Genomic DNA, 24,589 nt, shown 5'->3' on the forward strand with positions numbered 1-24,589 from the left:
TCGACATCCGCCCGGGCAGCGAACACAGGGAGCCGAGCGGAGAAACTCAGAGGTGGTTGAGACCCGTCAGCACCCGTTCGAGCAGTTCGACGTTCGGTCCCACCTTGTCGGCCGTGCGGTGCACGGTGATCTCGCCGGTCGCGGCGAGATCGCCGACCAGCACCCGGGCGACACCGAGCGGAATCCGGGCCAGTGCCGCGATCTCCATGATCGATCGGGGTTGGGCGCACAACGTCAGGACGAGGCGATGCTCGTCCATCGCCGGACCGGACTCACTGCCCATCGCGGAGGGGACGGCCGACACGAGCGCTTCGAGAGGCAATTCGACCTCGGCTCGGGTGCGTCCCCCGCTCCGCACGAACGGGCGCACGAACGACGACGTCTCTGGCTGGTTCATGTCCTCGATTCCCACACTGGTCCCGGTGCCCGCAATCCGGTCGGCCGACCGCGCTGCGTGGATCTGCTGCGCCCCCTCGACCGATCGCGTTGCGGGCCGGTTCACCTCGGTCGCCGCGACCTCGTCGACGACGAGGTCCGGCTCGTGGTGATTCCGTACCGGCACGGCGTGATCCGCCGGCCGCCGACGTCGACGGGACCGACCGGATCCGAATCTCGCACCGGTCGCCCCCACGACCGGCCATTCGCTGTCCGCAACGCTCATTCGGACGTGTCCTCCTCGACGACCACGATCCTGCCATCACTACGCACACTTCGGCCACAAGCACCACAGCTGTGCCCCCACGCCACCTGTGGACGAGGCCCACGCGGACCGTTGGGTTCGAAGGAATATGCGCGCGCGGGCAGCCGGCCGACCGGGCGCCACGCACGCGCTCCACGATGTCATCCGGGTACGAAAAAAGGCACCCTGGTAAGGGTGCCTTTCGTCACTGTCGATCTCTGTGGTCCCGGCTGGGATCGAACCAGCGACCTCCCCGGTGTGAACGGGACGCTCTTCCACTGAGCCACGGGACCGGGCCGCTTCGCAGCGGCTCGAACGAGATGGAACACTAACACGCTCCCGTCATGAAGACGAATCGCCTGGTCGCGGCATTTCCGACCGCAGCCTCACGCGCGTGCACGCGAGCGGGATGTCGGCCCTCGGACACCGGAGGGGGTCGGACGGACCGTCCCCGGTCCGAGACACCGAGAGGGCGCGACAGCCGGCCCCCCGGAGCCCCAGCGACGCCCGCCGAAGGGGTCATCGGCCGGTCACCTTCGCGAAATCTGCCGGTTTTCTGCCGTTGACCTGCGGATTTGTGCGTTTCGTAGATGCTCGGCTACTGTTTTGAACCGCACCACGGAGAGCACGACGCCGAGCGGTGCGAATGCGGATGTAGCGCAGCTGGTAGCGCATCACCTTGCCAAGGTGAGGGTCGCGGGTTCGAATCCCGTCATCCGCTCGAGAGGTTGGACTCGACCTTTTACGGTGGAGTGGCCGAGTGGTGAGGCAACGGCCTGCAAAGCCGTGCACACGGGTTCGATTCCCGTCTCCACCTCGCGCGATTAGCTCAGCGGGAGAGCGCTTCCCTGACACGGAAGAGGTCACTGGTTCAATCCCAGTATCGCGCACCAGGTTCGACCAGCACGTGGGTCGATCCGGTTCACCGAAAGAACGTGCACATGCGGATGTAGCGCAGCTGGTAGCGCATCACCTTGCCAAGGTGAGGGTCGCGGGTTCGAATCCCGTCATCCGCTCCACTCCGGCGATCACGATGCCGGCGCGATTAGCTCAGCGGGAGAGCGCTTCCCTGACACGGAAGAGGTCACTGGTTCAATCCCAGTATCGCGCACAGAAGATGAAGGCCCCCTTCGAATTTCGAAGGGGGCCTTCATCCGTTCGGGTCGGGATCCGGACCGGCGGCGGGCCGGAGCGCGGGTGATCCGGTGCGGAGGCACTCCCCGCACCGGACGGGGCACGTCATGCGCCGAGCTTGTTGATCCCCGCGACCATCGCTCGCAGCGACGACTCGTTGCCGCTCTCACCCGTGCCCATCACCCATGTCGTGTACTCGCCGGAACGGCACAGCAGGAAGGTCGCGGACATCTCGCCGAGGTCGTACCGATGGAACGACAGGATCTCGATGTTCAGCCCGAGGTCGTACAGCATCGCAGTCATCGCGGCGATCGGTCCGCAGGTCGTGGCGGATGCGGTGTGGATCGTATCGCCGATCGCGATGGTCGCCTCGAATGCGCTGCGACCCGCCCCCAGGGCGGTTGCCGACCAGCCACCGAGCCTGACGGGGCCGGGCCGGCCGCCGTAAGCGGATTCGAACTCCGCCCAGGTCATGCCGGTGGTTTCCTCGCGCAATCCCCGAGGAAGTGCACGCCCGTATCGGGCGAGGAACGGATCGGTGGCGCCCGTGGCGCCGAAAGGGAACATCGGAGCAGATCCGGAGGAAGAGGTGAAGGCGTTCATCGTTCGTAGTGGTCTTCCACGAGAAGGAAGGACCGACGCGTAGCTCAACGACCCGCAGCGAGGGGTCGGTCCGAATCAGACCCCGCTACGGCGGTGAACTACGAGTACGCGCTTCATAGCCGCGACGGTACAACGCACCGACATTTCGTGCAAGTCGCACGCACGAACTCGTGTGACGCAACCGTGACCGCCCTGGCTGGAACCTGAGGGATCCCTCATGTAGCGTGGATGGTGCCATCCCCCCGATGGTGTCGAACCCCAGCCATGACCCCCCATCCAAGGCTGGGGTTCAGCCATATCCGGGCCCTTCTCCGCATCGCATCGGTCCTGCGGGGCGTGTGCCGAATCGGGTCGTCCGGGTGCTTCACTGGTGTGCATGTCCATGCCACCACTCGAAGAAGCGGTCTCCGTCGACGAGGCGGGAATCTGGGATGCCGAAGCGATCGCCCAGGTTGCAGCGGCCACCTTCCCGCTCGCCTGCCCTCCGGATGCCGCCGAGGACGACATCGCCGAGTTCATCGAGCGAACCCTCAGTGCGGAAAAGTTCGCCGAGTACCTGTCGTCTCCCGAACGCATCGTCCTCGAGGCGCGCGCGGGCGGTGAGATCGTCGGTTATCTGATGGCAGTGGACGCCGCCCCCGAGGATCCCGCGATCGACGCCGTGATCACGGCGCGGCCGGCGATCGAGATCAGCAAGCTGTATGTGATGCCGGGTCATCACGGCGCCGGAGTGTCCACGGCGCTCATGGAGGCGATCGTCGCGCGAGCTCGTGCGCTCGGGCGGGCCGGACTGTGGCTCGGAGTCAATCAGGAGAACACGCGCGCCCGTCGATTCTACGAGAAACAGGGATTCGTGGCGGTGGGCACGCGCACGTTCGTGGTGGGCGCACGGACACACGACGATTTCGTCATGCAGCGCGCCCTGTGACGGGCGAGGGACCCCGGCGAGCGGGTGCGCGCCGGGTTCCCGATCAGCCCGCGGCGACCTCGAAGCGGGACAGTGCCAGCAGACGGGACGTCGCGCGCAGGTACTTCTTGCGGTAACCACCGGCGAGCATCTCGGGCGTGAAGATCTCGTCGAGCTTGGCTCCGGAGACCGTCACCGGGATGCTCGCGTCGTACATCCGGTCGGCGAGGACCACCAGACGCAGAGCCACCGACTGGTCCTTCGCGGGGTGGACGCCTTCGAGGAAGACCGCGGGGACACCCTCGACGAGTTTGCCGTAGCGGGAGGGATGCAGGGTGCTCAGGTGCGCGCACAGTTCGTCGAAATCGTCGAGCGTGGCACCCGGAATCGTGTCGGCGCGCTCCACCAGCTCGGCCGAATCGACCGGGTCGGGCGCGGGCGGCAGGTCGCGGTGACGGTAATCGGGACCGTCGACGCGGAGCGTCTCGAAGATGGACGCGAGCTTCTTGATCTCGCGAAGGAAGTCCTGGGCCGCGAACCGGCCCTCGCCGAGCTGGCCGGGCAGCGTGTTGGAGGTCGCGACGATCGAGACCCCGCGGGCCGACAGTTCGGTCAGCAGACGGGAGACGAGCATGGTGTCGCCCGGATCGTCGAGCTCGAACTCGTCGATGCACAGCACGCTGTGGTTCGACAGTTCTTCGACGGCCTTGTTGAACCCGAGGGCACCGACCACGTGGGTGAGTTCGACGAAGGTGCCGAAGGCCTTGGGTGCGGGTGCGCTGTGGAAGATCGAGGCGAGCAGGTGGGTCTTGCCCACGCCGAAGCCGCCGTCGAGATAGAGACCGGCACCCTGCGGCTGGGAGCGGCGACCGAACAGTCCCCGCTTGCCGCCGCGGATCTTCCCGATCTTGCCGACGAACTCCGCGGCGGTCGTCACCGCGGCCGCCTGGCTCGGTTCGTTGGGATCCGGAATGTACGACTCGAAGCTCACCTCGTCGAACATCGCGGGGGGCACCATCTGCGCCACCAACTGGTCTGCAGGCACCACCGGATTGCGATCGACGAGACGTTCGTGCATCAGCCCAGGGTACGACCGCATCATGCTCGAATCCTCACCCGAATCCGGAATGCGACCTACTTCACACGGCGTTCACCCCGCCGTCACGCTGCGGGAGGATACTTCCGGTCGGGCCGTCCACCACCGGTTGCACGCCGTCGTGGCCGAACCTGGCAGGCTGTGCGCATGCGCAGATCGGGAGTGATCGCCGCGATGTGGATCACGGTTGCCGTGGTGTCGACCGCGTGCGGAGCAGGCCCGTCGATACGTCCCGACGTCGCCGTCGTACGGGACGATCCCGGTGTCGCCGTGGATCGGCCCTCGCAGGACGAGGCCACGGTGCCCGAACTTCCGGTGCCGTCGGCCGAACCGGCCTGGCGGGACTGCACCGGAGAGACCCTGTCCGCCTTCGATGCACCCCCGGGTCCTGCGGGTCTCGTCCTCGAGTGCGCGGAGGTCGTCGCACCGATCGATGTGGCCGGAACCGTGACGGGCACCTTCCCCTTGGCCGTCATGCGTGCGCGACTGGCGGACACTCCCACCGACGCCGCTCCCCTGGTGCTCACGACCGGCGCCGACACGGCGTCGACACGCGCACTCACCGGCATGGCGACCGGTCCGATGTCCGGTGCACTGGCGATGCGTCCGATCGTCGCGGTGGATCGTCGTGGAATCGGCAGCTCGCTCGCGATCGACTGCATCTTTCCCGCTGATCGCCGCGGTCTCGGCGACCTCGGCCAATTCGGCCGCACCGGCGATGCACCCGATCGGGTCGCCGACCTCGGCCGTCAGGCGACCGTCTCGTGCACCGACTATCTGCAGCCTCAGCAACTGATGTTCGGCGCCTCGCACGCCGCCGACGACATCGAGCGTCTCCGCCAGGCGTGGGGGGTGGACCGGATCGGTCTGCTCGGAGTGGGGAACGGTGCGACCGTCGCACTCGCCTACGCTGCGGCGTATCCCGGTGCGGTCGGTCGGCTCGTCCTCGACTCCCCCGCCGCGGCCACCGCGGACGCGGAGCTCATGGCCGAGTCGCAGGCCCGTGGCGCGGAGGCCGCCGTCGACGCCTTCGCCCGTCGGTGCGCCGCCCTCGACTGCGCGCTCGGAGACGATCCCCGCGCGGCGATCGAGGAACTGCACGAGCAGGCGGCCGCGGGCGAGCTCGCGCCGGTCTCGGCCAACTCCTTCCTCACCGCCCTGACGGGGGTCCTCGGCACTCCACGCGCCGATCTGCAGGCCCGCGTCCGCGAAGTCGCGGACGTCCTCGCAGCGGCGCGGGGCGGTGACGTCATGCCGCTCATCGAGCTGGTCGGCGCGGCCGAGGCGGCGCTCTCGACGGACGGCCAGTTCGTCGCGCGGTGCAGCGACGGGCAGCGGTGGCCGACCCCGACCCACGCGGGCGATCTCGCGAAGAGCTGGTCCACGCTGTACCCGCTGTACGGAGCGGACCTCGCGACGGGCCTGACGGCGTGCGCGGCCTGGCCGAGCCTGCCGGCGCCCCCGCTTCCTGCCGCGCTCGACGTGCCCGTGCTCGTCTCCTCGGGCGCCGCCGACCCGATCGTGGGTAACGCCGGGGTGGAATCGGTGACCGGTGTACTCACCGCGGGTGGCATCGCCTGGGCGTCACTGTCGTGGCAGGGCGCCGGCTACTCGGCGGTCCTGCACTCGGGATGCGTGCAGGCGCGGGTGGAGACCTATCTGTCCGACGGAGAACTTCCACCCAACGGGAGCCTGTGCCCCGCGTGACATCGCGGGGCACCGGCCAGGGCGTGTGCGCAGGCCCGCATTCGCTCGGGGTACCGTGCCGTAGTGTTCCTCAGAAGTCTCGAACCCCGTACCGCACGCACGACCGCCGAGGTGGTCAAGGCTGTGGTGTGGCCCCTCGCCGTCCTGACGGTTCTGCACCGGGTCGTGATCAAAGCGGTCAACGGGTTTCGAACGGACGACTTCACCCCGGTCTACAACGCGGCGCTGGCCTTCCTCAACCGCCGGCCCGTGTACACCGCCGAGTTCCAGTGGGTCGACCCCCACTATCTCTACCCACCTTCCGGGACCCTGTTGATCGCACCGATCGCGGTGATCGACCCGGAACGGTCGCGGTGGCTGTTCATCCTGGCCAATGCGATCGCGATCCTCATCGCGCTGTACCTGCTGCTGCGCATGTTCGGTCTGCGACTCGATTCGCCGATCGCGCCGGTGCTGGTCTTCGCCGCGTTCGCGTCCGAGACCGTGACCAACACACTCGTCTTCACGAACATCAACGGTCTCGTCCTCCTCGGCGAGATCGCGTTCTTGACGCTGCTGCTCAAACGGCGTGACCTGTGGGCCGGAGCGGCGCTCGGCCTGACCTTCGCCGTCAAACCGATCCTGGCGCCCCTGCTGTTGTTGCCGCTCGTCCGCGGGCAGTGGAAGGTCTTCGTCACCGCTGCCGCCGTCCCGATCGCGTTGACGATCATCGCCTGGCCCCTGTCGGTCGACGCCTGGCAGTTCGTCGAGCACACCGTGCCCTATCTGCTCGAGTCCCGCGACTACTTCAACAGCGCGATCGTCGGCAACGGCATGTACTACGGGCTTCCGGGGTGGCTGATCCTCGGTCTGCGGGCGGTGCTCGCGGTGATGGTGGCGGTCTCGGTGTGGCTGCTCTACCGCTACTGCCGCCACGACGAGGTGTTCTTCGTGTGCACCGCCGGCGGTGTGCTGCTCGCGGCGTCGTTCCTGCTCGGGTCGCTCGGGCAGATGTACTACTCGATGATGCTGTTCCCGCTGCTGATGACGGTGCTGCTGCCGAACTCCGTGATGCGGAACTGGCCCGCCTGGCTCGCCGTCTACGGCTTCCTGAGCTACGACTCGTGGCTGTCGAACCGGTGGGTGGAGGCCGGACGGGCAGCGGAGTACATGAAAACCACCTTCGGGTGGTCGCTGCTGCTCATCGTGGTGTTCGCCGTCCTGGTCGACCGGTACCTCGCGGCGAAGCGCGAAGGACGCCTGGCGGACGGCATCGAACCGTCGCACCTGCTCCAGGAGAAGCAACCGGCCCGCACGTGATCCGTCCGTTCCGGTGCAGACGTGACGGGCGCCCCGGCCGCGGTTAGCGTGGAGATCATGACGTCTGCTCCTCGATCCGAACCCGCACCCAAGGTCGTCCACAGCGACGAGGAATGGCGCGCGAAACTCACTCCCGCCGAATTCGCCGTGCTACGGCAGGCCGGCACCGAACGTCCCTTCGTCGGCGAGTACACCGACACCGACACCGAGGGCCTCTACGAATGCCGGGCGTGCGGTGCCGAACTGTTCCGCAGCACCGAGAAGTTCCACTCGCACTGCGGGTGGCCGTCGTTCTTCGATCCCACCGACTCCGACGCCGTGATCCTGCGCGAGGACGACTCGCTGGGGATGCGGCGTGTCGAGGTGATGTGCGCGACGTGCCACAGCCATCTCGGGCACGTCTTCGAGGGCGAGGGCTACCCGACGCCCACCGACAAGCGGTACTGCATCAACTCGATCTCCCTGCGCCTGGTTCCGTCGGAGTGATCCCGGCCGCGGCCAGCGCGGTCCACAGCGCGTCGTGCCGCTCGGCGGTCGGTGACGGTTCGACGAGTTCGAACGCACATCCGATCGACCGTGCGGCCCCGTCCGCCTTTTCGCTGTCGCCGATCATCAGCGTGCGCCGCGGGTCGACGCCCAGCGCGTCGACGGCGTAACGGAAGATCTCCGGTTCGGGTTTGACGGCGCCCACCTCGAAGGACAACGCGAACACCGACACGAGGTCGTCGATGCCGAGCCGCGCGAAGGCGGGCCGCAGGTCGAACGCGATGTTGCTCACCACGCCGACGGCGATCCCGTCACCGGCGAGCGCCTCGATCACGGGGACCGTGTCGGGATAGACCGTCCAGCAACCGGGGTCGGTCACCTTCCGGTACAGCGCCTGTGCCTGTTCGGGATCGGCGACTCCCGACTTCCTCAGCACCGTCAGATAGGCCTCGCGGTGCCAACGGGGTTCGCGGTCGCGATTGGTCCAGGCGTGGTGCTCGTCGGCGTCCATCTCGACGGGCTGGCCGGTGGGCGCGGTCAACCGCCGCATGAGTTCGGCCTGCCGGTGCACGTCGAAGGGTTCACCCGCGTCGTCGGTGACGTCGGCGAGCCAGCTCTCGTCCTCCTCGAGCCGGAACAACGTGCCGGAGAAGTCGAACAGGACGGCGTCGAAAGGTGTCGTGGCCATGCAGTCGAGGCTAGAGCCCGCACCGCCCGTCGGTCGGGCAACCGCCGCGTCCCGTGCCGGCCGCTCCGCTCGCGCTCGTCCGTCAGGTGGGCGAGAATCTGTCCATGGCCGCGACTCGCACGAGTGCCGGAAGCAGTACGAAACTGTCCGTCGTCGGTGCCGGCAGCGTCGGTACCGCAGTGGCCTACGCATGCCTGCTGCGGGGGTCGGCCGACGCGATCGCATTGTTCGACACGAATCCCGCGAAGGTGCGCGCCGAGGTCCTCGACCTGAACCACGGCACCCAGTTCGCGCCGTCGTGCCGGATCGAGGGCGGCGACGACGTCGCGGTCACCGCCGGTTCGGATCTGATCGTCGTCACGGCGGGCGCCAAGCAGCATCCCGGCCAGTCGCGCCTCGAGCTCGCCGCTGCGAACGTCGCGCTGGCACGGGATCTGACGCCCCGCCTGCTGTCCGCCTCCCCCGATGCGGTGATCGTGTTCGTCAGCAATCCCGTCGACATCGTGACCCGTGCCGCGGTCGCGGCGACCGGAATCGCGGACGGTCGGATCTTCGGATCGGGAACGGTGCTCGATTCCGGTCGGCTGCGGTACCTGCTCGCGCACCGCGCCGATGTGGCCGTCGAGAACGTCCACGCGTTCGTCGTCGGGGAGCACGGCGACTCGGAGGTCGCTCTGTGGTCCGGTGCGACGATCGGCGGCGTGCCGGTGGACTCCTTCACCGTCGACGGACGACCGGTCTTCGGTGCCGCCACCCGCGCCGAACTCTTCGACGAGGTGGTACGCAGCGCCTACGAGATCATCCGCGGCAAGGGTGCCACGAATCTCGCGATCGGCCTGTCGAGTGCCCGCATCGTGGAGGCGGTCCTGCGCAACCAGCGCCGGGTGCTGGCGGTCTCGACGCTGCAGACCGGCCTGCACGGCTTGCAGGACGTCTGCCTGTCGCTCCCCACCATCGTCGACGCGCGCGGCGCGCACACCGTGCTCGAGGTGCCGCTGTCGTCGGAGGAGAAATCGGGGCTGGCCGCTTCCGCGGCCACCCTGCACGACGTACAGTCGTCCCTCGGCCTGTGACGGCCCTGTACCGGAGAACTCAGCGCTGTCGGACGACCGGCGGGTCGTAGGCCCGGATGGGCGGCAGCTCACCGTCGAACCGCTCGACGTCGACGAGCACGTGCTGCCCCGTGCATCCGTGGGACAGCGACGACGTCCCGACATCGGGGGTGAGCACGTTCGCATTCCCGTGCACGCACATCGACCCCGGATCGGACGGGTCCAGCGGGTCGTACCACGCACCCGTCGCGAGCTGGACGACGCTCGGGAGCAGTCCGTCGTCCACGACGACCCCCGCGAGGCAGGATCCGCGATCGTTGAACACGCGGACGATGTCTCCGGATTCCAGACCTCGCGCGGCGGCGTCGTCGGGATGCATCCGGATCGGTTCACGGCCGCGGATCTTCGACGCCTGGCTCACGGACCCGTGGTCGAGTTGGCCGTGCAGGCGCGTGGCGGGTTGGTTGGCGATCAGGTGCAGCGGGAACCGTTCGGCCCGAGGGGAACCGAGCCATTCGTCCGGCTCGTACCAGGTGGGGTGACCGGCGCAGTCGTCGTACCCGAACGAGTCGATGTCGGCGGAGAAGATCTCGAGACGTCCGCTGGGGGTTCGCAGCGGATGTCCGTCGGGATCGGAGCGGAAGTCCTCGAACAGGGTCAGATCGTCCTCGGTCCGCATCCGGACCGGTCCGCCGTACCAGAAGTCCTCGAAGGGCGGTGGATCCTCGACCCGCCGGTCGTCGGCGAGGACGAAACCGCGCCACTGCTCGTAGAGGTGTTCGAGCCACTGCCGGGAAGTCCGGCCCTCGGTGAACGTCTCGCCGAAACCGAGCCGGTGGGCCAGAGCGGTGAAGGTGTCGTAGTCGTCGCGGGCGTCGGCGAAGCGCGGTACGGCGGCCTGCATCGCGACGAGCAGCGGATCGTTGCGTGTGCACGTGAGGTCGTCGCGTTCGAGCGCCGTGGTCGACGGCACGACGATGTCGGCGTGCTTGGCCATCGCCGTCCAGTACGGGTCGTGGACGACGATCGTGTCCGGTCGCCGCAGCGCGCGACGGAGCCGCCCGATGTCCTGGTGGTGATGGAAGGGATTGCCGCCCGCCCAGTACACGAGCCGGATGTCGGGGAAGGTCGGACGTTGCCCGTCGTAGTCGAACTGTTCCCCCGGCCGCAACAGCAGGTCGGAGATCGCGGCGACGGGGATGAAGTCCGCGACGTCGTTGTTGCCCTGGAACAGGGTGGGCAACGGATACGGGACGGGCGCGAGACCGGGTTCGTTCATCGAGCCGTAGCCGTGACCGAAACCGCCGCCGGGAACCCCGAGTCGACCGAGCATCGCGGCGAGGGTCACGCCCGCCCAGGGAGCCTGCTCGCCGTGCCGGACACGTTGCAGCGACCAGGTCACGGACACCAGGGTGCGACCGCGGGCCATGCGCCGCGCGAGGTCGACGAAGGTTCCGGCGGGCAGCCCCGAGAGCGTGGCCGCCCACTGCGGGGTCTTGGGAACGCCGTCGGTGCGGCCGAGCAGATACTCCTCGAACCGGTCGTAGCCGGTGCAGTAGCGGTCGAGGAACTCGCGGTCGGCGAGACCTTCGGTGGCCAGGACGTACGCGAGGGCGAGCATGATCGCGACGTCGGTGCCCGGCCGGGGAGCGAGCCACTCGTGCTCGCCGTGCATGTCGCTGCGGATCGGGCTGAACGAGACGATCCGGCCGCCGCGGGCCCGCATCCGGTCGAGGGCGTCGCGGGTGGGGTGGTCGCTCGTGCCGCCGTCGTTGACAGCGGTGTTCTTGAGCGGGATGCCGCCGAAGCACACCATCAGATCGGTCTCGCGGGCGATGACCTCCCAGGAGGTGGAGCGCGCGAACAGTTTCCAGTGGGTGCCCAGCACGCGTGGCATGATCACGCCGGTCGCGCCGAGCGAGTAGGAGTGCACCGAGCGGGTGTAGCCACCGAACATCTTGAGGAAGCGGTGCACCTGGCTCTGCGCGTGGTGGAACCGGCCGGGCGCCGACCAGCCGTAGGAGCCGCCGAAGATCGCCCGGTTGCCGTGCCGGTCCTTCACGCGCTGCAGTTCGCCCGCGAGGATCTCGGTGAGTTCGTCCCACGAGACCGCGACGTACTCGTCGTCGCCGCGTCGCGTGCTCGGTCCCGGGCCGTTCTCGAGCCAGCCGCGGCGGACGGCCGGTCCGGCGATGCGAGCACGGTGCCGCACCGATCCGGGGATGTTCCCCAGGATCGGTGAGGGGTCGCGGTCCCCGGCGTAGGGCTGCACGGCGACGACCTCGCCGTCGCGTGCCTGCGCCGAGAACATCCCCCAGTGCGCCATCTGGGAGAACAGCCGAGCGTCTCCCTCCGGTGGCACCGCGCTCGTCGGGGTCACGTCAGGGCAGCGACGCGACCAGCGCTGCGACGTCGACCCGCGGCCCGGTGAAGAAGGGGGTCTCCTCCCGGACGTGCAGGCGCGCGTCGGTGGCACGCAGGTCGCGCATGAGATCGACGATGCGGTCGAGCTTCGGAGCCTCGAAGGCGAGGATCCACTCGTAGTCGCCGAGCGCGAAGGCCGGGACGGTGTTGGCACGCACGTCGGGGTAGCCGCGAGCCGCCATACCGTGGTCGGCGAGCATCTTCCGGCGCTGCTCGTCGGGCAGCAGGTACCACTCGTAGGACCGCACGAAGGGGTACACGCAGACGTAGTCGCCCGGCTCCTCCCCCGCGATGAAGGCGGGCAGGTGGCTCTTGTTGAACTCCGCGGGCCGGTGCAGCGCGGTGTTGGACCAGACCGGGGTGCTCGCCCGGCCCAGGAGCGTGGTGCGCCGGAAGTCGGCGTACAGCTTCTGCAGGTCCTCGATGTGCTCGGCGTGGCTCCAGATCATGAAGTCGGCGTCGGCGCGGGTGCCGGCCACGTCGTAGATGCCGCGCACGATCACGTCGGTGTCGTCGAGGCGGGCGAAGAACGCCTTCGCGTCCTCGATCGCGGCGGTGCGGTCGTCGCCGAGAACACCGGGCCGGACCTGGAAGACCGACCACATGGTGTAGCGGAGGGTGGAATTGAGTTTGTCGTAGTCGAGACGTGCCATGACGTTCATCCTTCCATTCGTGCAGCCAGGCGTGCGGCCGCGGCCGTGCCTGATGCGACACATGCGGGTACGCCCACTCCGTGCAGCATCGCGCCTGCGACCTCGAGTCCGTCGATCCCGGCGATCTCGGCCTCGAGGGCGGCGACGATCTCGCCGTGGTGTTCGCGGTACTGCGGCAGCCCGCCGTGCCATCGCTGCACGATGGCGGCCACCGGTTCGGTGTCGACTCCGGTGACGGTGGCGAGATCCGCGCGGGCGAGTGCGATCAGCTCGGCCTCCGAGGCGTCGACGAGCGCGTCGTCGCCGAACCGTCCGAACGACGCGCGGGCGAGTGCGACGGGTCGTTCCGCGAGGTGCGGCCACTTCCGGCTCGACAGCGTGAACGCCTTCGCCGACAGCTCCTCCCCCGTCGCGACGAGGATCCCGGAGTTCTGCGGCAGGCCGGTGTCGTGCGGGAACGCGAGCGCGACCACCACCGACGAGGCGAGTGGGATCTGCGCGGCGCACTGCGCGGCAGATCTCACGCTGTCGGCGAGCAGCCGGGCGGCGTCCGGCGCGGGCACGGCGAGTATCACTCCGTCGACCTCACCGAGCGGCTCGATCGACCACCGGTCGCCGTCCCGCTTCAGCCCGGAGGCCGCGGTGCCGTAGAGGAATTCCGCGTCGGCCTCGCGCACGAGGGCCTCGAGCAGGACTCCGTAGCCCTCGCGCAGCGTCCCGAAGACCGGAGCGTCCGACGGCGGGGGCAGGGCGCGGGAAACGGCATCGCTCAGGCTCGTCGCACCGGCGTCGAGGGCGGCGGCGAGCGTCGGGACGGTGGCCCGGACACCGGCGGTGTCGGACAGCCCCGAGTACACCCCGCCGAGCAGCGGGTCGACGCTGCGCCGCACCACCTGCTCCCCGAAGCGTGAACGGACGAGTTCGGCGACGGAGACATCGGAGCTGCGGTTCCACTCCAGCGGCACGGTGGGCTCGGCGGCGATACGGGCCAGGGTCTCGTCGTCGACGAGTCCCTCGACGGACTGCGCGGACGCCGGGATGCCCATCAGCGTGCCCGTGGGCAGCGGATGCAACCGTGCGCCGGCGTACAGGAGCGGTCGCGCGCCCGAGGGGTGGACGATGTGGTCGCTCAGCGCCAGTTCCTCGGCGAGTGCGAGCACCTCGGGACGGCGTGCGATGAACGCCTCGGCCCCGACGTCGACCGGGTCTCCGGCGAACGGCACGGTGCGGAGCTTGCCGCCGAGCCGCGACGATCGTTCGAGCACGACGATCCGCGCGGCGGCGCCGAGCGAACGACGCAGCCGGTATGCGGCGACGAGACCGCTGATCCCACCGCCGACGACCGCGACCGTCGGCGGGGTCACAGCGAATGCACCAGCTCGACCACTCGGGTGATGACGTCGGGATCGGTGTCGGGCAGGACCCCGTGACCGAGGTTGAAGATGTGGCCGGTGGCGCCGGCGGCCAGCGCACGATCGGCTTCGGCGGCGATGCGGCGCACCTCGCGTTCGACGACCTCCGGGCCGGCGAACAGGATGGCGGGGTCGAGGTTGCCCTGCAGGGCCTTGCCGGCGCCGACGCGCGTCGCGGCGACGTCGAGCGGGATGCGCCAGTCGACGCCGACGACGTCCGCACCGGCCTCACCCATGGCGCCGAGGAGCTCGCCGGTACCGACGCCGAAGTGGATGCGCGGTACTCCCGCATCGGCGATCTCGGCGAAGACACGCTCGGAGTGCGGCAGGACGTACTCGCGGTAGTCGGCGAGCGACAGGGCGCCCGCCCACGAGTCGAAGAGCTGGACGGCGTCGACACCGGCGCCGATCTGCGCGCGCAGGAAGCCGATGGCGACATCGGTGAGCTTGCCGAGGAGCGCGTGCCAGGTCTTCGGGTCGGCGTGCATGAGCGCCTTGGTGTGCTCGTGGTTGCGGCTGGGTCCGCCCTCGACGAGGTAGGACGCCAAGGTGAAGGGCGCCCCCGCGAAGCCGATGAGCGGGGTGTCGCCGAGCTCGCGGGTCAGCAGCCCGACGGCGCGGGCGACCGCTCCGACCTCCTCGGCCTCGAGGGACGGCAGCGCGGCGACATCGGCGGCGGTGCGGACGGGGGTCGCGACGACCGGGCCCGTCCCGGCGACGATGTCGAGGTCGATACCTGCCGCCTTGAGCGGGACGACGATGTCGGAGAACAGGATGGCGGCGTCGACCTTGTGGCGCCGCACCGGCTGCATCGTGATCTCGCAGACGAGCTCGGGGTCGAAGCACGATTCGAGCATGCCGACGCCGGCGCGGATCTCCCGGTATTCGGGGAGGGAGCGGCCGGCCTGGCGCATGAACCACACGGGCCGGTGGACGGGCCGCTCACCGCGTGCGGCCGCCAGCAGGGGCGCATGCGGCAGGATCCTCCGCGCGGGGTACTCCGCGGGCACCGCAGAGCCGACGTTCGTGTTCTCCAAGCCGGTCATCGATCCTCGTTCTTCGGGCACTGCGCGCCGTCGCGCAGGGCAGCGTCTGTCGGGTCCCGGACCGAGACGTGTGGTGCGGACCCGTTGCCCCATGCTGCCACGACCGCGCCGCCCACCGGAATCGGCGCGCCTCCCGCGTGCGGTGGGTCACCGGCACTAACGTCCGCTCGGTGACCACCTCGCCCGCCGAGCCGGCCCGCTTCCGTTCCGCAGTCGATGCGATGAACGCGGCTACCGTGCGCCCGGAGATCGAGGTCGGACCGATTCGACCACCGCAACGGCTCGCTCCCTACAGCTATGCACTGAGCGCCGAGGTTTTGCACGACGAGACGGAGAGGGTGCCCGAGCAGTCGGAGGGCGACGCGTTCGGCCGTCTCATCCTGCTCTACGACCCCGACGGCGACGAGGCGTGGCACGGCACCACCCGGCTCGTCTCGTACATCCAGGCCGACGTCGACGAGAGCCTGGCGGCCGACTCCCTGTTGCCGGAGGTGGCGTGGAGCTGGCTCGTCGATGCACTGGCCGCGCACGGCGAACCCCTCACGGCCCTGGGCGGCACGGTGACCTCGACGACCTCCGTGCGGTTCGGCGACATCGCGGGCCCGGGCCGCGCACACCAGCTGGAACTGCGCGCCTCGTGGACTCCGCAGTCGGACGTGCTGGCCCCGCACGTCGAGGCCTTCTGCGACGTCCTCGCCTATGCCGCCGGTCTGCCTCCCGCGGGGGTCGCACGACTGCAGCGGTGAAAACCGACGCAATCCGACCAGATTTCTAGAACCTGTTCTACCCTGGTTCCATGCAGCGTCTCAGCGGACTCGACGCGGGTTTCCTCTACCTCGAGACTCCCAGCCAGCTCCTCCACATCTGCGGGCTGATCGTGCTGGATCCGACCACTGTCCCGGGTCGCCACGACTATCCGAGCCTCCGCAACGAACTCGGGGCACGACTCGCCGCCGTGCCCCAGTTCCGGATGAAACTGGCCGACAGCAAGTTCAACCTCGACCATCCGGTCTGGGTCGACGACCACGATTTCGACCTCGACCGGCACGTCCACCACGTCGGCGTGCCCGCCCCGGGAAGCCGGGTCGAACTCGCCGAACTGTGCGGCCACATCGCCTCGCAGCCCCTGGATCGCTCCCGGCCCCTGTGGGAGATGTGGTTCGTCGACGGGCTCGACGACGGCCGGGTCGCCGTCGTCGTGAAGATGCACCACGCCGGAGTGGACGGGGTGTCCGGCGCCGCCCTCGTCTCACAGTTGTGCAGCCTCGACCCGGCCGATCCCCGGCCGGAACCGGTCAAGCGGGGCGCCGGCGACGCGAACGATCTCGCCATCGCCCTCGCCGGCGCCCTCAACGTCGCCCGGCGACCCCTCCATTTGCTGCGGATCCTGCCGGCCGCCGTGACGTCGGTGACCTCGTGGATCGCCCGCGCACGACGCGGCGACGCGATGCCGGCGCCGTTCACGGCTCCGCGCACACCGTTCAACTCCACCATCACCGGACGCCGCAACGTCGGCTTCGCCGAGCTGGACCTCGACGATGTGAAACTGGTGAAGAACATCTTCGGCGTCACCGTCAACGACGTGGTGATGGCCGTGTGCGCCGGCGCGCTGCGCCGATATCTGGAGCGTCGTGGGGAACTTCCCGATTCCCCGCTCATCGGGATGATCCCGGTCTCGGTCCACGGCAGGTCGGATCGGCCGGGACGCAACCAGGTCTCGGCGATGTTCGCCGACCTCCACACCCACATCGCGGATCCGGCCGAGCGCCTGCGTGCCCTTGCGGAAGCGAATGCGGTGGCCAAGGACCACAACGCCGATCTCGGTGTGAACCTGCTGCAGGACTGGTCGCAGTTCCTCGACGCGGCGGTGTTCGCGCCCGCGATGCGCGCCTATGCCGGACTCCGCCTCGCCGACCGGCATCCGGTGATCCACAACCTCGTGGTCTCCAACGTGCCCGGACCGCCCGTCCCGCTGTACTTCATGGGTGCGCGTATGACGGCCATGTACCCCTTCGGACCGATCTTCCACGGGGCGGCACTCAACGTGACGGTGCTCTCCCTCGACGGCAGGCTCGACATCGGCCTGATCTCGTGCCCCGATCTCGTTCCCGACCTGTGGGAGCTCGTCGACGACTTCTCCCCCGCCCTCGACGACCTGATCCTCGCGGCCGGCGCGGAGGGCGACGAGGCCGTGCCGCAGGAGGGGTGAGCGAGGTCCGGCGAGCCCGCGCGGTCCCGCCGATCGCACGATCCGGACACGAACGGAATTGCGCACGGGAGGGACACGGCTAGAGTCACGCCCATGCCGGCACAGAACGACGAGGACGGGCAGAACAGCGCGAGCGTGACGACGGTGCCGCTCCTCGAACCCCGTGACGGCGTCCCCGAGGTCGTCACCACGGCGCGCGGGGTCGCCGACGCGGCAGCGATGCTCGCGCAGGGACACGGCCCGCTGGCCGTCGACGCCGAACGCGCGTCGGGCTACCGCTACTCCGCGCGCGCCTATCTCGTACAGTTGCGCCGCGAGGGCGCCGGCACGGTGCTGCTCGATCCCATCCCGACGCGGGACGATCTCGCGCCCCTGGCCGAGGTGATCAACGACCTCGAATGGGTGCTGCACTCCGCCGACCAGGACCTCCCCGGCCTTGCCGAACTCGGTCTCCGGCCGGCGACGTTGTACGACACCGAACTCGCCGGTCGCCTCGCCGGTTTTCCTCGCGTCGGTCTCGCTGCGATCGTGGCCGAGACCCTCGGCCTGGAACTGCGCAAGGGTCACGGTGCCGCGGACTGGTCGACCCGGCCGTTGCCGGAGTCGTGGCTCAACTACGCCGCGCTCGACGTCGAACCGCTCGTCGAGCTCCGCGAGGCGATGGCGCGTGAACTCGAGCGGCAGAACAAGACCGAGTGGGCCGCCCAGGAATTCGAGCACATCCGCCTCGCCGGGCCTCCGGCGCCGAAGCCCGACCGGTGGCGACGTACGTCGAAGATCCACGCGATCAAGGACCGGCGCCGCCTCGCGATCGTCCGCGAACTGTGGACCACGCGCGACGAGATCGCTGCCCGTCGTGACATCGCCCCCGGGCGCATCCTGCCCGACTCCGCGATCATCGCCGCCGCGGAGGCGAGCCCCGCTACCGTCGAACAGCTGCAGGCACTTCCGGTCTTCGGTGGACCCCGTCAGCGTCGTTCCTCGCGTGCCTGGTTGAACGCGATCGAGCGGGCCCGGGCGCTGCCCGAGGACCGGCTCCCACCCCTCACGCCGCCGCTGACCGGGCCTCCCCCGGCCGGTCGCTGGTCGCGCCACCACCCGGCGGAGGCGGAGCGTCTCGCCGTGGCGCGCGGCGAACTCACCGCTCTGAGCGAGGAGGTCGCCGTTCCGGTCGAGAATCTGGTGAGCCCGGAACTCGTGCGGCGCCTGTGCTGGGACTGGGACGTCGCGGCCGGGGACGACGTCGAGGAGTACATCGGCGGTCGTTTCGCCGAGGGCGGGGCACGGCCGTGGCAATGCGAGTTGACCGTGCCGCGACTGGCGAAGGCGCTCACTGCGGAGAAGTGATCTCGGGGGATCGCCCGAGCGAGGTGCGGACCGGGGACGAGTTCTCGCCGGAAACGTCGAGTCGGCAGTTCGGCGCGGCGTAATGTTCCCTGAAGAAAACACAGTGTGTCCAGCCCTTTTCGTGCCCTCGCGGCCTGTCCCATCCAGGAGTTCCACGGTGACCCAACCATCGACCGCACACGCCGCGAAAGTCATCGCCGTGACCGTCGCAGCGGCCGTAGGCGGTTTCCTGTTCGGCTTCGACAGTTCGGTCGTCAACGGCGCCGTCGACTCCATTCAGGAGAACTTCGCGCTCAGCTCCTTCGTGACCGGCTTCGCCGTCGCCATCGCCCTGCTCGGTTGTGCCGTCGGTGCGTGGTTCGCCGGACGCCTCGCCGACAGCTGGGGCCGCAAACGCGTGATGCTCCTCGGCTCGGTCCTGTTCGTGATCTCCTCGATCGGATCCGGCCTGGCCTTCAGCGTTCCCGACCTGATGTTGTGGCGCATACTCGGCGGCCTCGGTATCGGTATCGCCTCGGTCATCGCGCCGACCTACATCTCCGAGATCGCGCCTGCGCGCTACCGCGGTGCCCTCGCGTCGCTGCAGCAGCTCGCCATCACCCTCGGCATCTTCGCGGCTCTTCTGTCGGATGCGATCCTCCAGAACGCCGCCGGTGGCGCGTCGAACGAGTTGTGGTGGAATCTCGAGGCCTGGCGGTGGATGTTCCTCGTCGGTGTGGCCCCCGCAGTCCTCTACGGTGTACTGGCGCTGACCATTCCGGAGTCGCCCCGGTATCTCGTGGGCAAGGACATGGACGAAGAGGCCGCGGCCGTGCTGGCGAGCGTCACCGGCGAGCTTCGGCCCGACGAGCGTGTCCGCGAGATCCGTCTCACGCTGCGCCGGGAATCGAAGGCCTCCTTCGGCGACATCCGCGGCCCGGTCTTCGGTCTGCAGCCGCTGGTGTGGGTCGGCATCACGATGGCGGTGTTCCAGCAGTTCGTCGGTATCAATGCGATCTTCTACTACTCGACGACGCTGTGGAAGTCCGTGGGCTTCTCGGAGAACCAGTCGTTCACGACGTCGGTGATCACGGCCGTGATCAACGTGCTCATGACGTTCGTCGCGATCCTGTTCGTCGACAAGATCGGTCGCCGCCCGTTGCTGATGACCGGCTCCATCGGCATGTTCGTCAGCCTCCTGCTGGCAGCGATCGCCTTCTCGCAGGCGGTCGGCAGCGGTGAGGATGTCGAACTGCCGGCACCGTGGGGTGCACTCGCGCTCGTCGGAGCGAACGCCTTCGTGATCTTCTTCGCCGCCACCTGGGGTCCGATCATGTGGGTGATGCTCGGCGAGATGTTCCCGAACCGCATGCGCGCGGTGGCCCTCGGCATCAGCACCGCGGCCAACTGGATCGCGAACTTCACGGTCACGCTCGCATTCCCGCCACTCACCTCCGCGGTCGGACTGTGGTTCCTGTACGGGCTGTTCGCGTTCTTCGCCCTGCTGTCGTTCTTCTTCGTCAAGGCGAAGATCCCTGAGACCAAGGGCATGGAACTCGAGGAGATGCAGAGCTAGTCGACATGCGTGAGGGGCGGTATCCGGACCACCGGATACCGCCCCTCACGCGTATGCCCTCGTGTCGGCCGGCTCAGCCCGCTTCGCGGTCGGACTGTTCGACCGCCGAGGGGCGCGACCGCTCCTCGGGTTCGCTGTCGAGGCCGGCGACCCAGCCGGTGACCTGGCGTGCCACGTCCTGGGCCGTCAGACCGAGTTCGGCGTGGATCTCGTTGCGGGAGGCGTGATCGAGGAACCTCTGCGGCACCCCGACATCGCGCGTGGGAACGTCGACATCGTTGCGGCGCAGGGCAGCGGAGACCGCCGAGCCGACACCACCGTGCAGACCGCTGTCCTCGACCGTGACGACGATCCGGAAACCGCGCGCGAGGTCGACCACCGCGTCGGGCACGGGAAACACCCACCGGGGATCGACGACCGCGGCATCGATCCCCTGCCGGGAGAGACGATCGGCGACGTCGAGCGCGAGACCCGCGAACGCTCCGACCGCGACGATCAGTGCGTCGCCGCGCCGCGCCGGCGGCATCCGCAGCACGTCGACCGTGCCGTCGATCCGTTCGACCGCGGGAATGTCTTCTCCCACCGAACCTTTGGGGAATCGGAGGACGGTCGGTCCGTCCGAGACGCCGAGCGCCTCGCCCAGTTCCTCGCGCAGCGTCGCCCCGTCGCGCGGAGCGGCGACCCGGATACCCGGCACGATGCCCAGCAGGGACAGATCCCACATGCCGTTGTGGCTGGCACCGTCCGAGCCCGTCACGCCCGCGCGGTCGAGGACCACGGTGACCGGCTGCCGGAGCAGCGCGACATCCATGAGCAACTGGTCGAAGGCCCGGTTCAAGAAGGTCGAGTACACCGCGACGACGGGGTGCATCCCGCCGAGCGCCAGACCCGCCGCCGACGTCAGCGCGTGCTGTTCGGCGATGCCCACGTCGAAAGTACGTTCGGGGAACCGTTCGCCGAACTTGGCGAGGCCGGTCGGTCCGGGCATCGCGGCGGTGATCGCCACGACATCCTCTCGCTGCTCCCCCAGCGCGATGAGCTCGTCGGAGAAGACCGACGTCCAGTCGGGTGCGGAAGCCGCCTTCGCGCGGCCCGTGCGCGGATCCATGACGCCCGTGGCGTGCATCTGATCGGCGAGGTGATTCTCGGCGGGCGCGTACCCGGCGCCCTTGCGGGTCACGGCGTGGACGAGGACCGGACCGCCGTACGCCTTCGCGCGACGCAAGGCGGATTCCATCGCCTGCTCGTCGTGCCCGTCGACCGGACCGAGGTACTTGATCCCCAGGTCGGTGAAGAGCACCTGCGGGCTGACCGCGTCCTTCACGCCGGACTTCATGCCGTGCAGCACGGAGTAGGCCGCCGAGCCGATCCACGGAATTCGCTTGACGATGCGCCTGCTGTTGTCGAGCACCTTCTCGTAGCCCGGCTTGAGGCGCAGCGCCGCGAGATGGTCGGCGAGACCGCCGATGGTGGGTGCGTAGGACCGGCCGTTGTCGTTGACCACGATCACCATCGAGCGGTCCTGCCCGGCGGCGATGTTGTTGAGCGCTTCCCAGCACATGCCGCCGGTCAGCGCACCGTCGCCCACGACCGCGACGACGGTCCGATCGGACTGCCCGGACAGCGAATAGGCCTTGGCGAGCCCGTCGGCATAGGACAGCGCAGCCGACGCGTGCGACGACTCGATCCAGTCGTGTTCGCTCTCCGCGCGGCACGGGTAGCCGGACAACCCGCCCTTCTGCCGGAGGCTGTCGAACGCGTCGCGACGACCGGTGAGAATCTTGTGTACGTAGGCCTGGTGACCGGTGTCGAAGAGGATCGGGTCGCGCGGCGAATCGAACACCCGGTGCAGAGCGATGGTCAGCTCCACGACGCCGAGATTGGGCCCGAGGTGACCGCCGGTCGCCGCGACCTTCTCGACCAGGAATTCCCGGATCTCCCCTGCGAGCTCGGTGAGCTCCACAGGGGAGAGTCGACGTAGATCGTCGGGCGACTGGATGCGGGACAGAACACCCAACTGGAACAGCTCCCTCCGGCTCGTGCCTCGCGCTCGTCGCGCGAGTGATTCCCTCAGTCTACGGAGCACGGGAACGGAGCGTCTCCCGCCACCGCCTCGGTTCCGCGTGATCTGCTGGTCACCGGTGGGCGGATCGCCCGGTCGTGATCGAGGTCACCCTTGCGGGGAGATGTCGGCGCGATCGGCCGGCGACTTCTCCTCCACGAGATCGATGGTGGTGCGCAACGCCCGGTTCGGGATCAGCACCACTGCTACCAGAGTAACGACTGCGAACGCCGCCGCCACGAGGAAGAGAGTCGCCGTCGCATCGCCGTAGGCAGCGCGGATGACCTCCGCCACCGGCGCAGGCAGCCGGGAGAAGTCGAGACTTCCGCCGGAACCGCCACCGGAGGTGTCCACACCGAGCTTCGCGAGGCCGTCGGCGGAGAGCGTCGCGACACGGGAGGCGAGGATCGAACCGAGCACCGACACACCGATCGCGCCACCGAAGGTGCGGAAGAAGGCCACGGAGCTACTCGCGGCGCCGATGTTGCGAACGCTGACGGTGTTCTGCACGGCGAGGACGAGGTTCTGCATCAGCATGCCCGTGCCCAGACCCACGATCGCGATGTACACGCTGATCAGCGTCAGCGACGTGAGGTGATCGACCGTGCCGAGCAGGCCGAAACCGACCATCTGCAGGAGCGCACCGCCGATGAGGAATCCCTTCCACTTGCCGAAGCGCGTGATGAGCTGACCCGAGAGCATCGACGAGACGAGCGTGCCGGCAACCATCGGGATGGTGAGCAGACCGGCGACCGTCGGGCTGTAGGCACGCGAGGTCTGGAAGTACTGGCCGAGGAAGGTGGTGGCACCGAACAGGCCGATACCGACTGCCACGGACGCGATGATGGCGAGGGCGGTGGTGCGTTCGGTGACGATCTTGAGCGGGATGATCGGATCGGCGACCTTCGACTCGACGATGAGCGTCGCGGCGAGCAGGACGAGGCCGGCTCCGACGTACAGGGCGGACTCGACCGAGAACCACTCGTAGTAGCCGGCCTTTCCGGCGAAGGAGACCCAGATGAGCAGGACGCTCACGGCGGCGGTGATGAGCGTGGCACCGAACCAGTCGATGCTCACGTTCTCCTTGCGGACGGTCGTGACGTGCAGCGTGCGCTGCAGCAGGACCAGCGCGACCATGGCGATCGGCACACAGACGTAGAAGCACCAGCGCCAGCCGAGGAGGTCGACGATGACGCCACCGAGCACGGGACCGCCCGACATGGCGACGGCCATGACGGCGCCCATGTAGCCGGAGTACCGACCGCGTTCACGGGGCGGGATGATGCTGCCGATGATCGCGACGACCAGAGCCGTCAGACCGCCCATGCCGATGCCCTGGATCACGCGGGCGGCGAGCAGGACCGGCACGTTGTGTGCGAGGCCGGCCAGCACCGATCCGACGACGAAGACCAGGATCCCGAGCTGGACGAGCAGTTTCTTGTTGAACAGGTCGGCGAACTTGCCCCAGATGGGGGTCGACGCGGCGTTGGCGAGCAGCGCCGTGGTGATGACCCAGGCGTACTGGGTCTGGGTGCCGTTCAGGTCGGCGATGATCGTCGGCAGGGCGGTCGAGACGATGGTGCTGCTCAGCAGCGCGGTGAAGAGAGCGGCAAGGAGGCCCGACAGCACGACGAGGATCTCGCGGTGCGTCATCTGCTCCTCGGCTGCGGGAGCAGCCGGGTGCGCTCCCGATCCGGAGACTGTGGTCATGGATTGGTCCTTCGTGTATCGATAACGAGCGGCGCCAGGGATGAGGTGAGGCGCTCGAGCGTCGTGATGGCGCCCGCGATCTCGTCCTCGTGCCAGTCCGCGAGTTCTGCGGAGAGACGTTCGGTCCGGCGTTTCTTCACGAGTTCGAGGATCTCGATTCCCGCGACCGAACAACTCACCCGGTGAGCGCGGCGGTCGTCGGGATCGGGATGTCGATCCACGAGGCCACGCTCGACGAGTTCGGCGATCTGTCTGCTCAACGACGACTGGCTGACGCACATTTCGACGGCGAGCTCGCTGGGACGGCACTCCCCCATCCGTGCGAGCACGAACAGCACCGCGACGAGTGCGGAGGGAAGCACGTCGGTGTCGTGGTGGACGAGTGCACCGCGCAGCGTGCGACCGAAGAGGAAGATGGCGTCGGCGAGTTCGTGGGTTTGGGCCTTGTCCGACACAGCGAACCTCCGTCGGGTGGATCAGTTGATTACGTCATGCAACTGTACAGATTAGTTGCATACTA

20 protein-coding genes and 6 tRNA genes are annotated in these 24,589 nt (G+C 68.8%); 14 read left to right on the plus strand and 12 right to left on the minus strand.

Going from position 1 to position 24,589, the window contains the following annotated elements; genetic code table 11:
- Nucleotides 1-46: 46 nt before the first annotated feature.
- Nucleotides 47-661 carry a DUF742 domain-containing protein gene (locus PV766_RS02640; protein WP_421096344.1) on the minus strand — a complete coding sequence of 205 codons (615 nt, stop codon included), beginning with the start codon at nucleotides 659-661 and terminating at the stop codon, nucleotides 47-49.
- A gap of 239 nt (nucleotides 662-900) precedes the next feature.
- A tRNA-Val gene (locus PV766_RS02645) sits at nucleotides 901-972 on the minus strand.
- A 355-nt stretch (nucleotides 973-1,327) separates the two neighbouring features.
- On the opposite strand from PV766_RS02645, the gene PV766_RS02650 reads away from it, so the two are divergent.
- The 5 genes from PV766_RS02650 to PV766_RS02670 all read left to right on the plus strand — a co-directional run bounded on the left by PV766_RS02650 (nucleotide 1,328) and on the right by PV766_RS02670 (nucleotide 1,790).
- Nucleotides 1,328-1,400: transfer RNA gene (locus tag PV766_RS02650), tRNA-Gly, on the plus strand.
- A 25-nt stretch (nucleotides 1,401-1,425) separates the two neighbouring features.
- Nucleotides 1,426-1,496 (plus strand) — tRNA-Cys (locus tag PV766_RS02655).
- A gap of 1 nt (nucleotide 1,497) precedes the next feature.
- A tRNA-Val gene (locus PV766_RS02660) sits at nucleotides 1,498-1,572 on the plus strand.
- Between the two features lie 50 nt (nucleotides 1,573-1,622).
- A tRNA-Gly gene (locus PV766_RS02665) sits at nucleotides 1,623-1,698 on the plus strand.
- Between the two features lie 20 nt (nucleotides 1,699-1,718).
- Nucleotides 1,719-1,790 (plus strand) — tRNA-Val (locus tag PV766_RS02670).
- Nucleotides 1,791-1,918: 128 nt separating this feature from the next.
- Here the strand turns inward: PV766_RS02670 and PV766_RS02675 are convergent.
- A complete protein-coding gene (locus PV766_RS02675) occupies nucleotides 1,919-2,416 on the minus strand; it encodes a 2-isopropylmalate synthase (protein WP_421096345.1) in 498 nt (165 codons plus the stop codon).
- 376 nt (nucleotides 2,417-2,792) lie between these two features.
- Between PV766_RS02675 and PV766_RS02680 the strand changes: the two genes are divergently transcribed.
- Nucleotides 2,793-3,344, plus strand: a complete 552-nt coding sequence (locus PV766_RS02680; RefSeq protein ID WP_129976664.1) for a GNAT family N-acetyltransferase — start codon at nucleotides 2,793-2,795, stop codon at nucleotides 3,342-3,344.
- A 43-nt stretch (nucleotides 3,345-3,387) separates the two neighbouring features.
- Here PV766_RS02680 and zapE read toward each other — a convergent pair whose 3' ends face one another.
- Nucleotides 3,388-4,401, minus strand: a complete 1,014-nt coding sequence (zapE, locus tag PV766_RS02685) for a cell division protein ZapE (protein ID WP_064064979.1) — start codon at nucleotides 4,399-4,401, stop codon at nucleotides 3,388-3,390.
- A gap of 165 nt (nucleotides 4,402-4,566) precedes the next feature.
- Between zapE and PV766_RS02690 the strand changes: the two genes are divergently transcribed.
- The 3 genes from PV766_RS02690 (at nucleotide 4,567) to msrB (ending at nucleotide 7,911) form a co-directional block, all read left to right on the plus strand.
- Complete coding sequence (locus PV766_RS02690; RefSeq protein WP_207213521.1) at nucleotides 4,567-6,126, plus strand: alpha/beta fold hydrolase; 1,560 nt, start codon at nucleotides 4,567-4,569, stop codon at nucleotides 6,124-6,126.
- 63 nt (nucleotides 6,127-6,189) lie between these two features.
- Entirely contained in the window at nucleotides 6,190-7,425 is a 1,236-nt protein-coding gene (locus PV766_RS02695; RefSeq protein WP_371053255.1) for a glycosyltransferase family 87 protein, read from the plus strand.
- A gap of 57 nt (nucleotides 7,426-7,482) precedes the next feature.
- A complete protein-coding gene (gene msrB, locus PV766_RS02700) occupies nucleotides 7,483-7,911 on the plus strand; it encodes a peptide-methionine (R)-S-oxide reductase MsrB (RefSeq protein WP_129976662.1) in 429 nt (142 codons plus the stop codon).
- Here msrB and PV766_RS02705 read toward each other — a convergent pair.
- Nucleotides 7,874-8,599: an HAD family hydrolase gene (locus tag PV766_RS02705; protein ID WP_115311447.1), complete on the minus strand. Its 726-nt coding sequence runs from the start codon at nucleotides 8,597-8,599 to the stop codon at nucleotides 7,874-7,876. The two genes, msrB and PV766_RS02705, sit on opposite strands and share 38 nt — an antisense overlap.
- A gap of 104 nt (nucleotides 8,600-8,703) precedes the next feature.
- On the opposite strand from PV766_RS02705, the gene PV766_RS02710 reads away from it, so the two are divergent.
- Nucleotides 8,704-9,672 carry an L-lactate dehydrogenase gene (locus PV766_RS02710; protein ID WP_064065359.1) on the plus strand — a complete coding sequence of 323 codons (969 nt, stop codon included), beginning with the start codon at nucleotides 8,704-8,706 and terminating at the stop codon, nucleotides 9,670-9,672.
- Between the two features lie 19 nt (nucleotides 9,673-9,691).
- On the opposite strand, the gene PV766_RS02715 is transcribed toward PV766_RS02710, so the two are convergent.
- The 4 genes from PV766_RS02715 to hemE are packed head-to-tail and all read right to left on the minus strand — an operon-like array spanning nucleotide 9,692 to nucleotide 15,186.
- Nucleotides 9,692-11,977, minus strand: coding sequence for a molybdopterin-dependent oxidoreductase (locus tag PV766_RS02715; RefSeq protein WP_421096481.1), 2,286 nt, complete (start codon nucleotides 11,975-11,977; stop codon nucleotides 9,692-9,694).
- A 55-nt stretch (nucleotides 11,978-12,032) separates the two neighbouring features.
- Entirely contained in the window at nucleotides 12,033-12,728 is a 696-nt protein-coding gene (gene hemQ / locus PV766_RS02720) for a hydrogen peroxide-dependent heme synthase (protein ID WP_026003467.1), read from the minus strand.
- Between the two features lie 5 nt (nucleotides 12,729-12,733).
- A complete protein-coding gene (locus tag PV766_RS02725; RefSeq protein ID WP_255162727.1) occupies nucleotides 12,734-14,092 on the minus strand; it encodes a protoporphyrinogen oxidase in 1,359 nt (452 codons plus the stop codon).
- Nucleotides 14,089-15,186, minus strand: a complete 1,098-nt coding sequence (gene hemE / locus PV766_RS02730; protein ID WP_016935160.1) for a uroporphyrinogen decarboxylase — start codon at nucleotides 15,184-15,186, stop codon at nucleotides 14,089-14,091. Before hemE ends, PV766_RS02725 begins: the two co-directional genes overlap by 4 nt.
- A 170-nt stretch (nucleotides 15,187-15,356) precedes the next feature.
- On the opposite strand from hemE, the gene PV766_RS02735 reads away from it, so the two are divergent.
- The 4 genes from PV766_RS02735 (at nucleotide 15,357) to PV766_RS02750 (ending at nucleotide 20,297) form a co-directional block, all read left to right on the plus strand.
- Entirely contained in the window at nucleotides 15,357-15,932 is a 576-nt protein-coding gene (locus tag PV766_RS02735) for a DUF3000 domain-containing protein (protein WP_421096346.1), read from the plus strand.
- A gap of 50 nt (nucleotides 15,933-15,982) precedes the next feature.
- Nucleotides 15,983-17,395 carry a WS/DGAT/MGAT family O-acyltransferase gene (locus tag PV766_RS02740; protein ID WP_129976660.1) on the plus strand — a complete coding sequence of 471 codons (1,413 nt, stop codon included), beginning with the start codon at nucleotides 15,983-15,985 and terminating at the stop codon, nucleotides 17,393-17,395.
- Between the two features lie 93 nt (nucleotides 17,396-17,488).
- The gene (locus tag PV766_RS02745; RefSeq protein ID WP_064065354.1) at nucleotides 17,489-18,742 is read left to right on the plus strand and encodes an HRDC domain-containing protein; all 1,254 of its coding nucleotides are present in this window, start codon (nucleotides 17,489-17,491) and stop codon (nucleotides 18,740-18,742) included.
- 157 nt (nucleotides 18,743-18,899) lie between these two features.
- Complete coding sequence (locus PV766_RS02750; protein WP_026003480.1) at nucleotides 18,900-20,297, plus strand: sugar porter family MFS transporter; 1,398 nt, start codon at nucleotides 18,900-18,902, stop codon at nucleotides 20,295-20,297.
- Between the two features lie 73 nt (nucleotides 20,298-20,370).
- On the opposite strand, the gene dxs is transcribed toward PV766_RS02750, so the two are convergent.
- From dxs to PV766_RS02765, 3 genes are all read right to left on the minus strand, one after another.
- Nucleotides 20,371-22,314, minus strand: coding sequence for a 1-deoxy-D-xylulose-5-phosphate synthase (gene dxs / locus PV766_RS02755; protein WP_129976659.1), 1,944 nt, complete (start codon nucleotides 22,312-22,314; stop codon nucleotides 20,371-20,373).
- 153 nt (nucleotides 22,315-22,467) lie between these two features.
- On the minus strand, nucleotides 22,468-24,069 hold the full coding sequence (locus tag PV766_RS02760) for an MDR family MFS transporter (RefSeq protein ID WP_129976658.1): 1,602 nt from the start codon (nucleotides 24,067-24,069) through the stop codon (nucleotides 22,468-22,470).
- The gene (locus tag PV766_RS02765) at nucleotides 24,066-24,524 is read right to left on the minus strand and encodes a MarR family winged helix-turn-helix transcriptional regulator (protein ID WP_016935138.1); all 459 of its coding nucleotides are present in this window, start codon (nucleotides 24,522-24,524) and stop codon (nucleotides 24,066-24,068) included. The genes PV766_RS02760 and PV766_RS02765 overlap by 4 nt, the downstream gene beginning before the upstream one ends.
- Nucleotides 24,525-24,589: the final 65 nt, after the last annotated feature.

It is taken from the genome of Rhodococcus sp. As11, from assembly GCF_048957735.1.
Taxonomy (GTDB): Bacteria; Actinomycetota; Actinomycetes; order Mycobacteriales; family Mycobacteriaceae; genus Rhodococcus; species Rhodococcus gordoniae.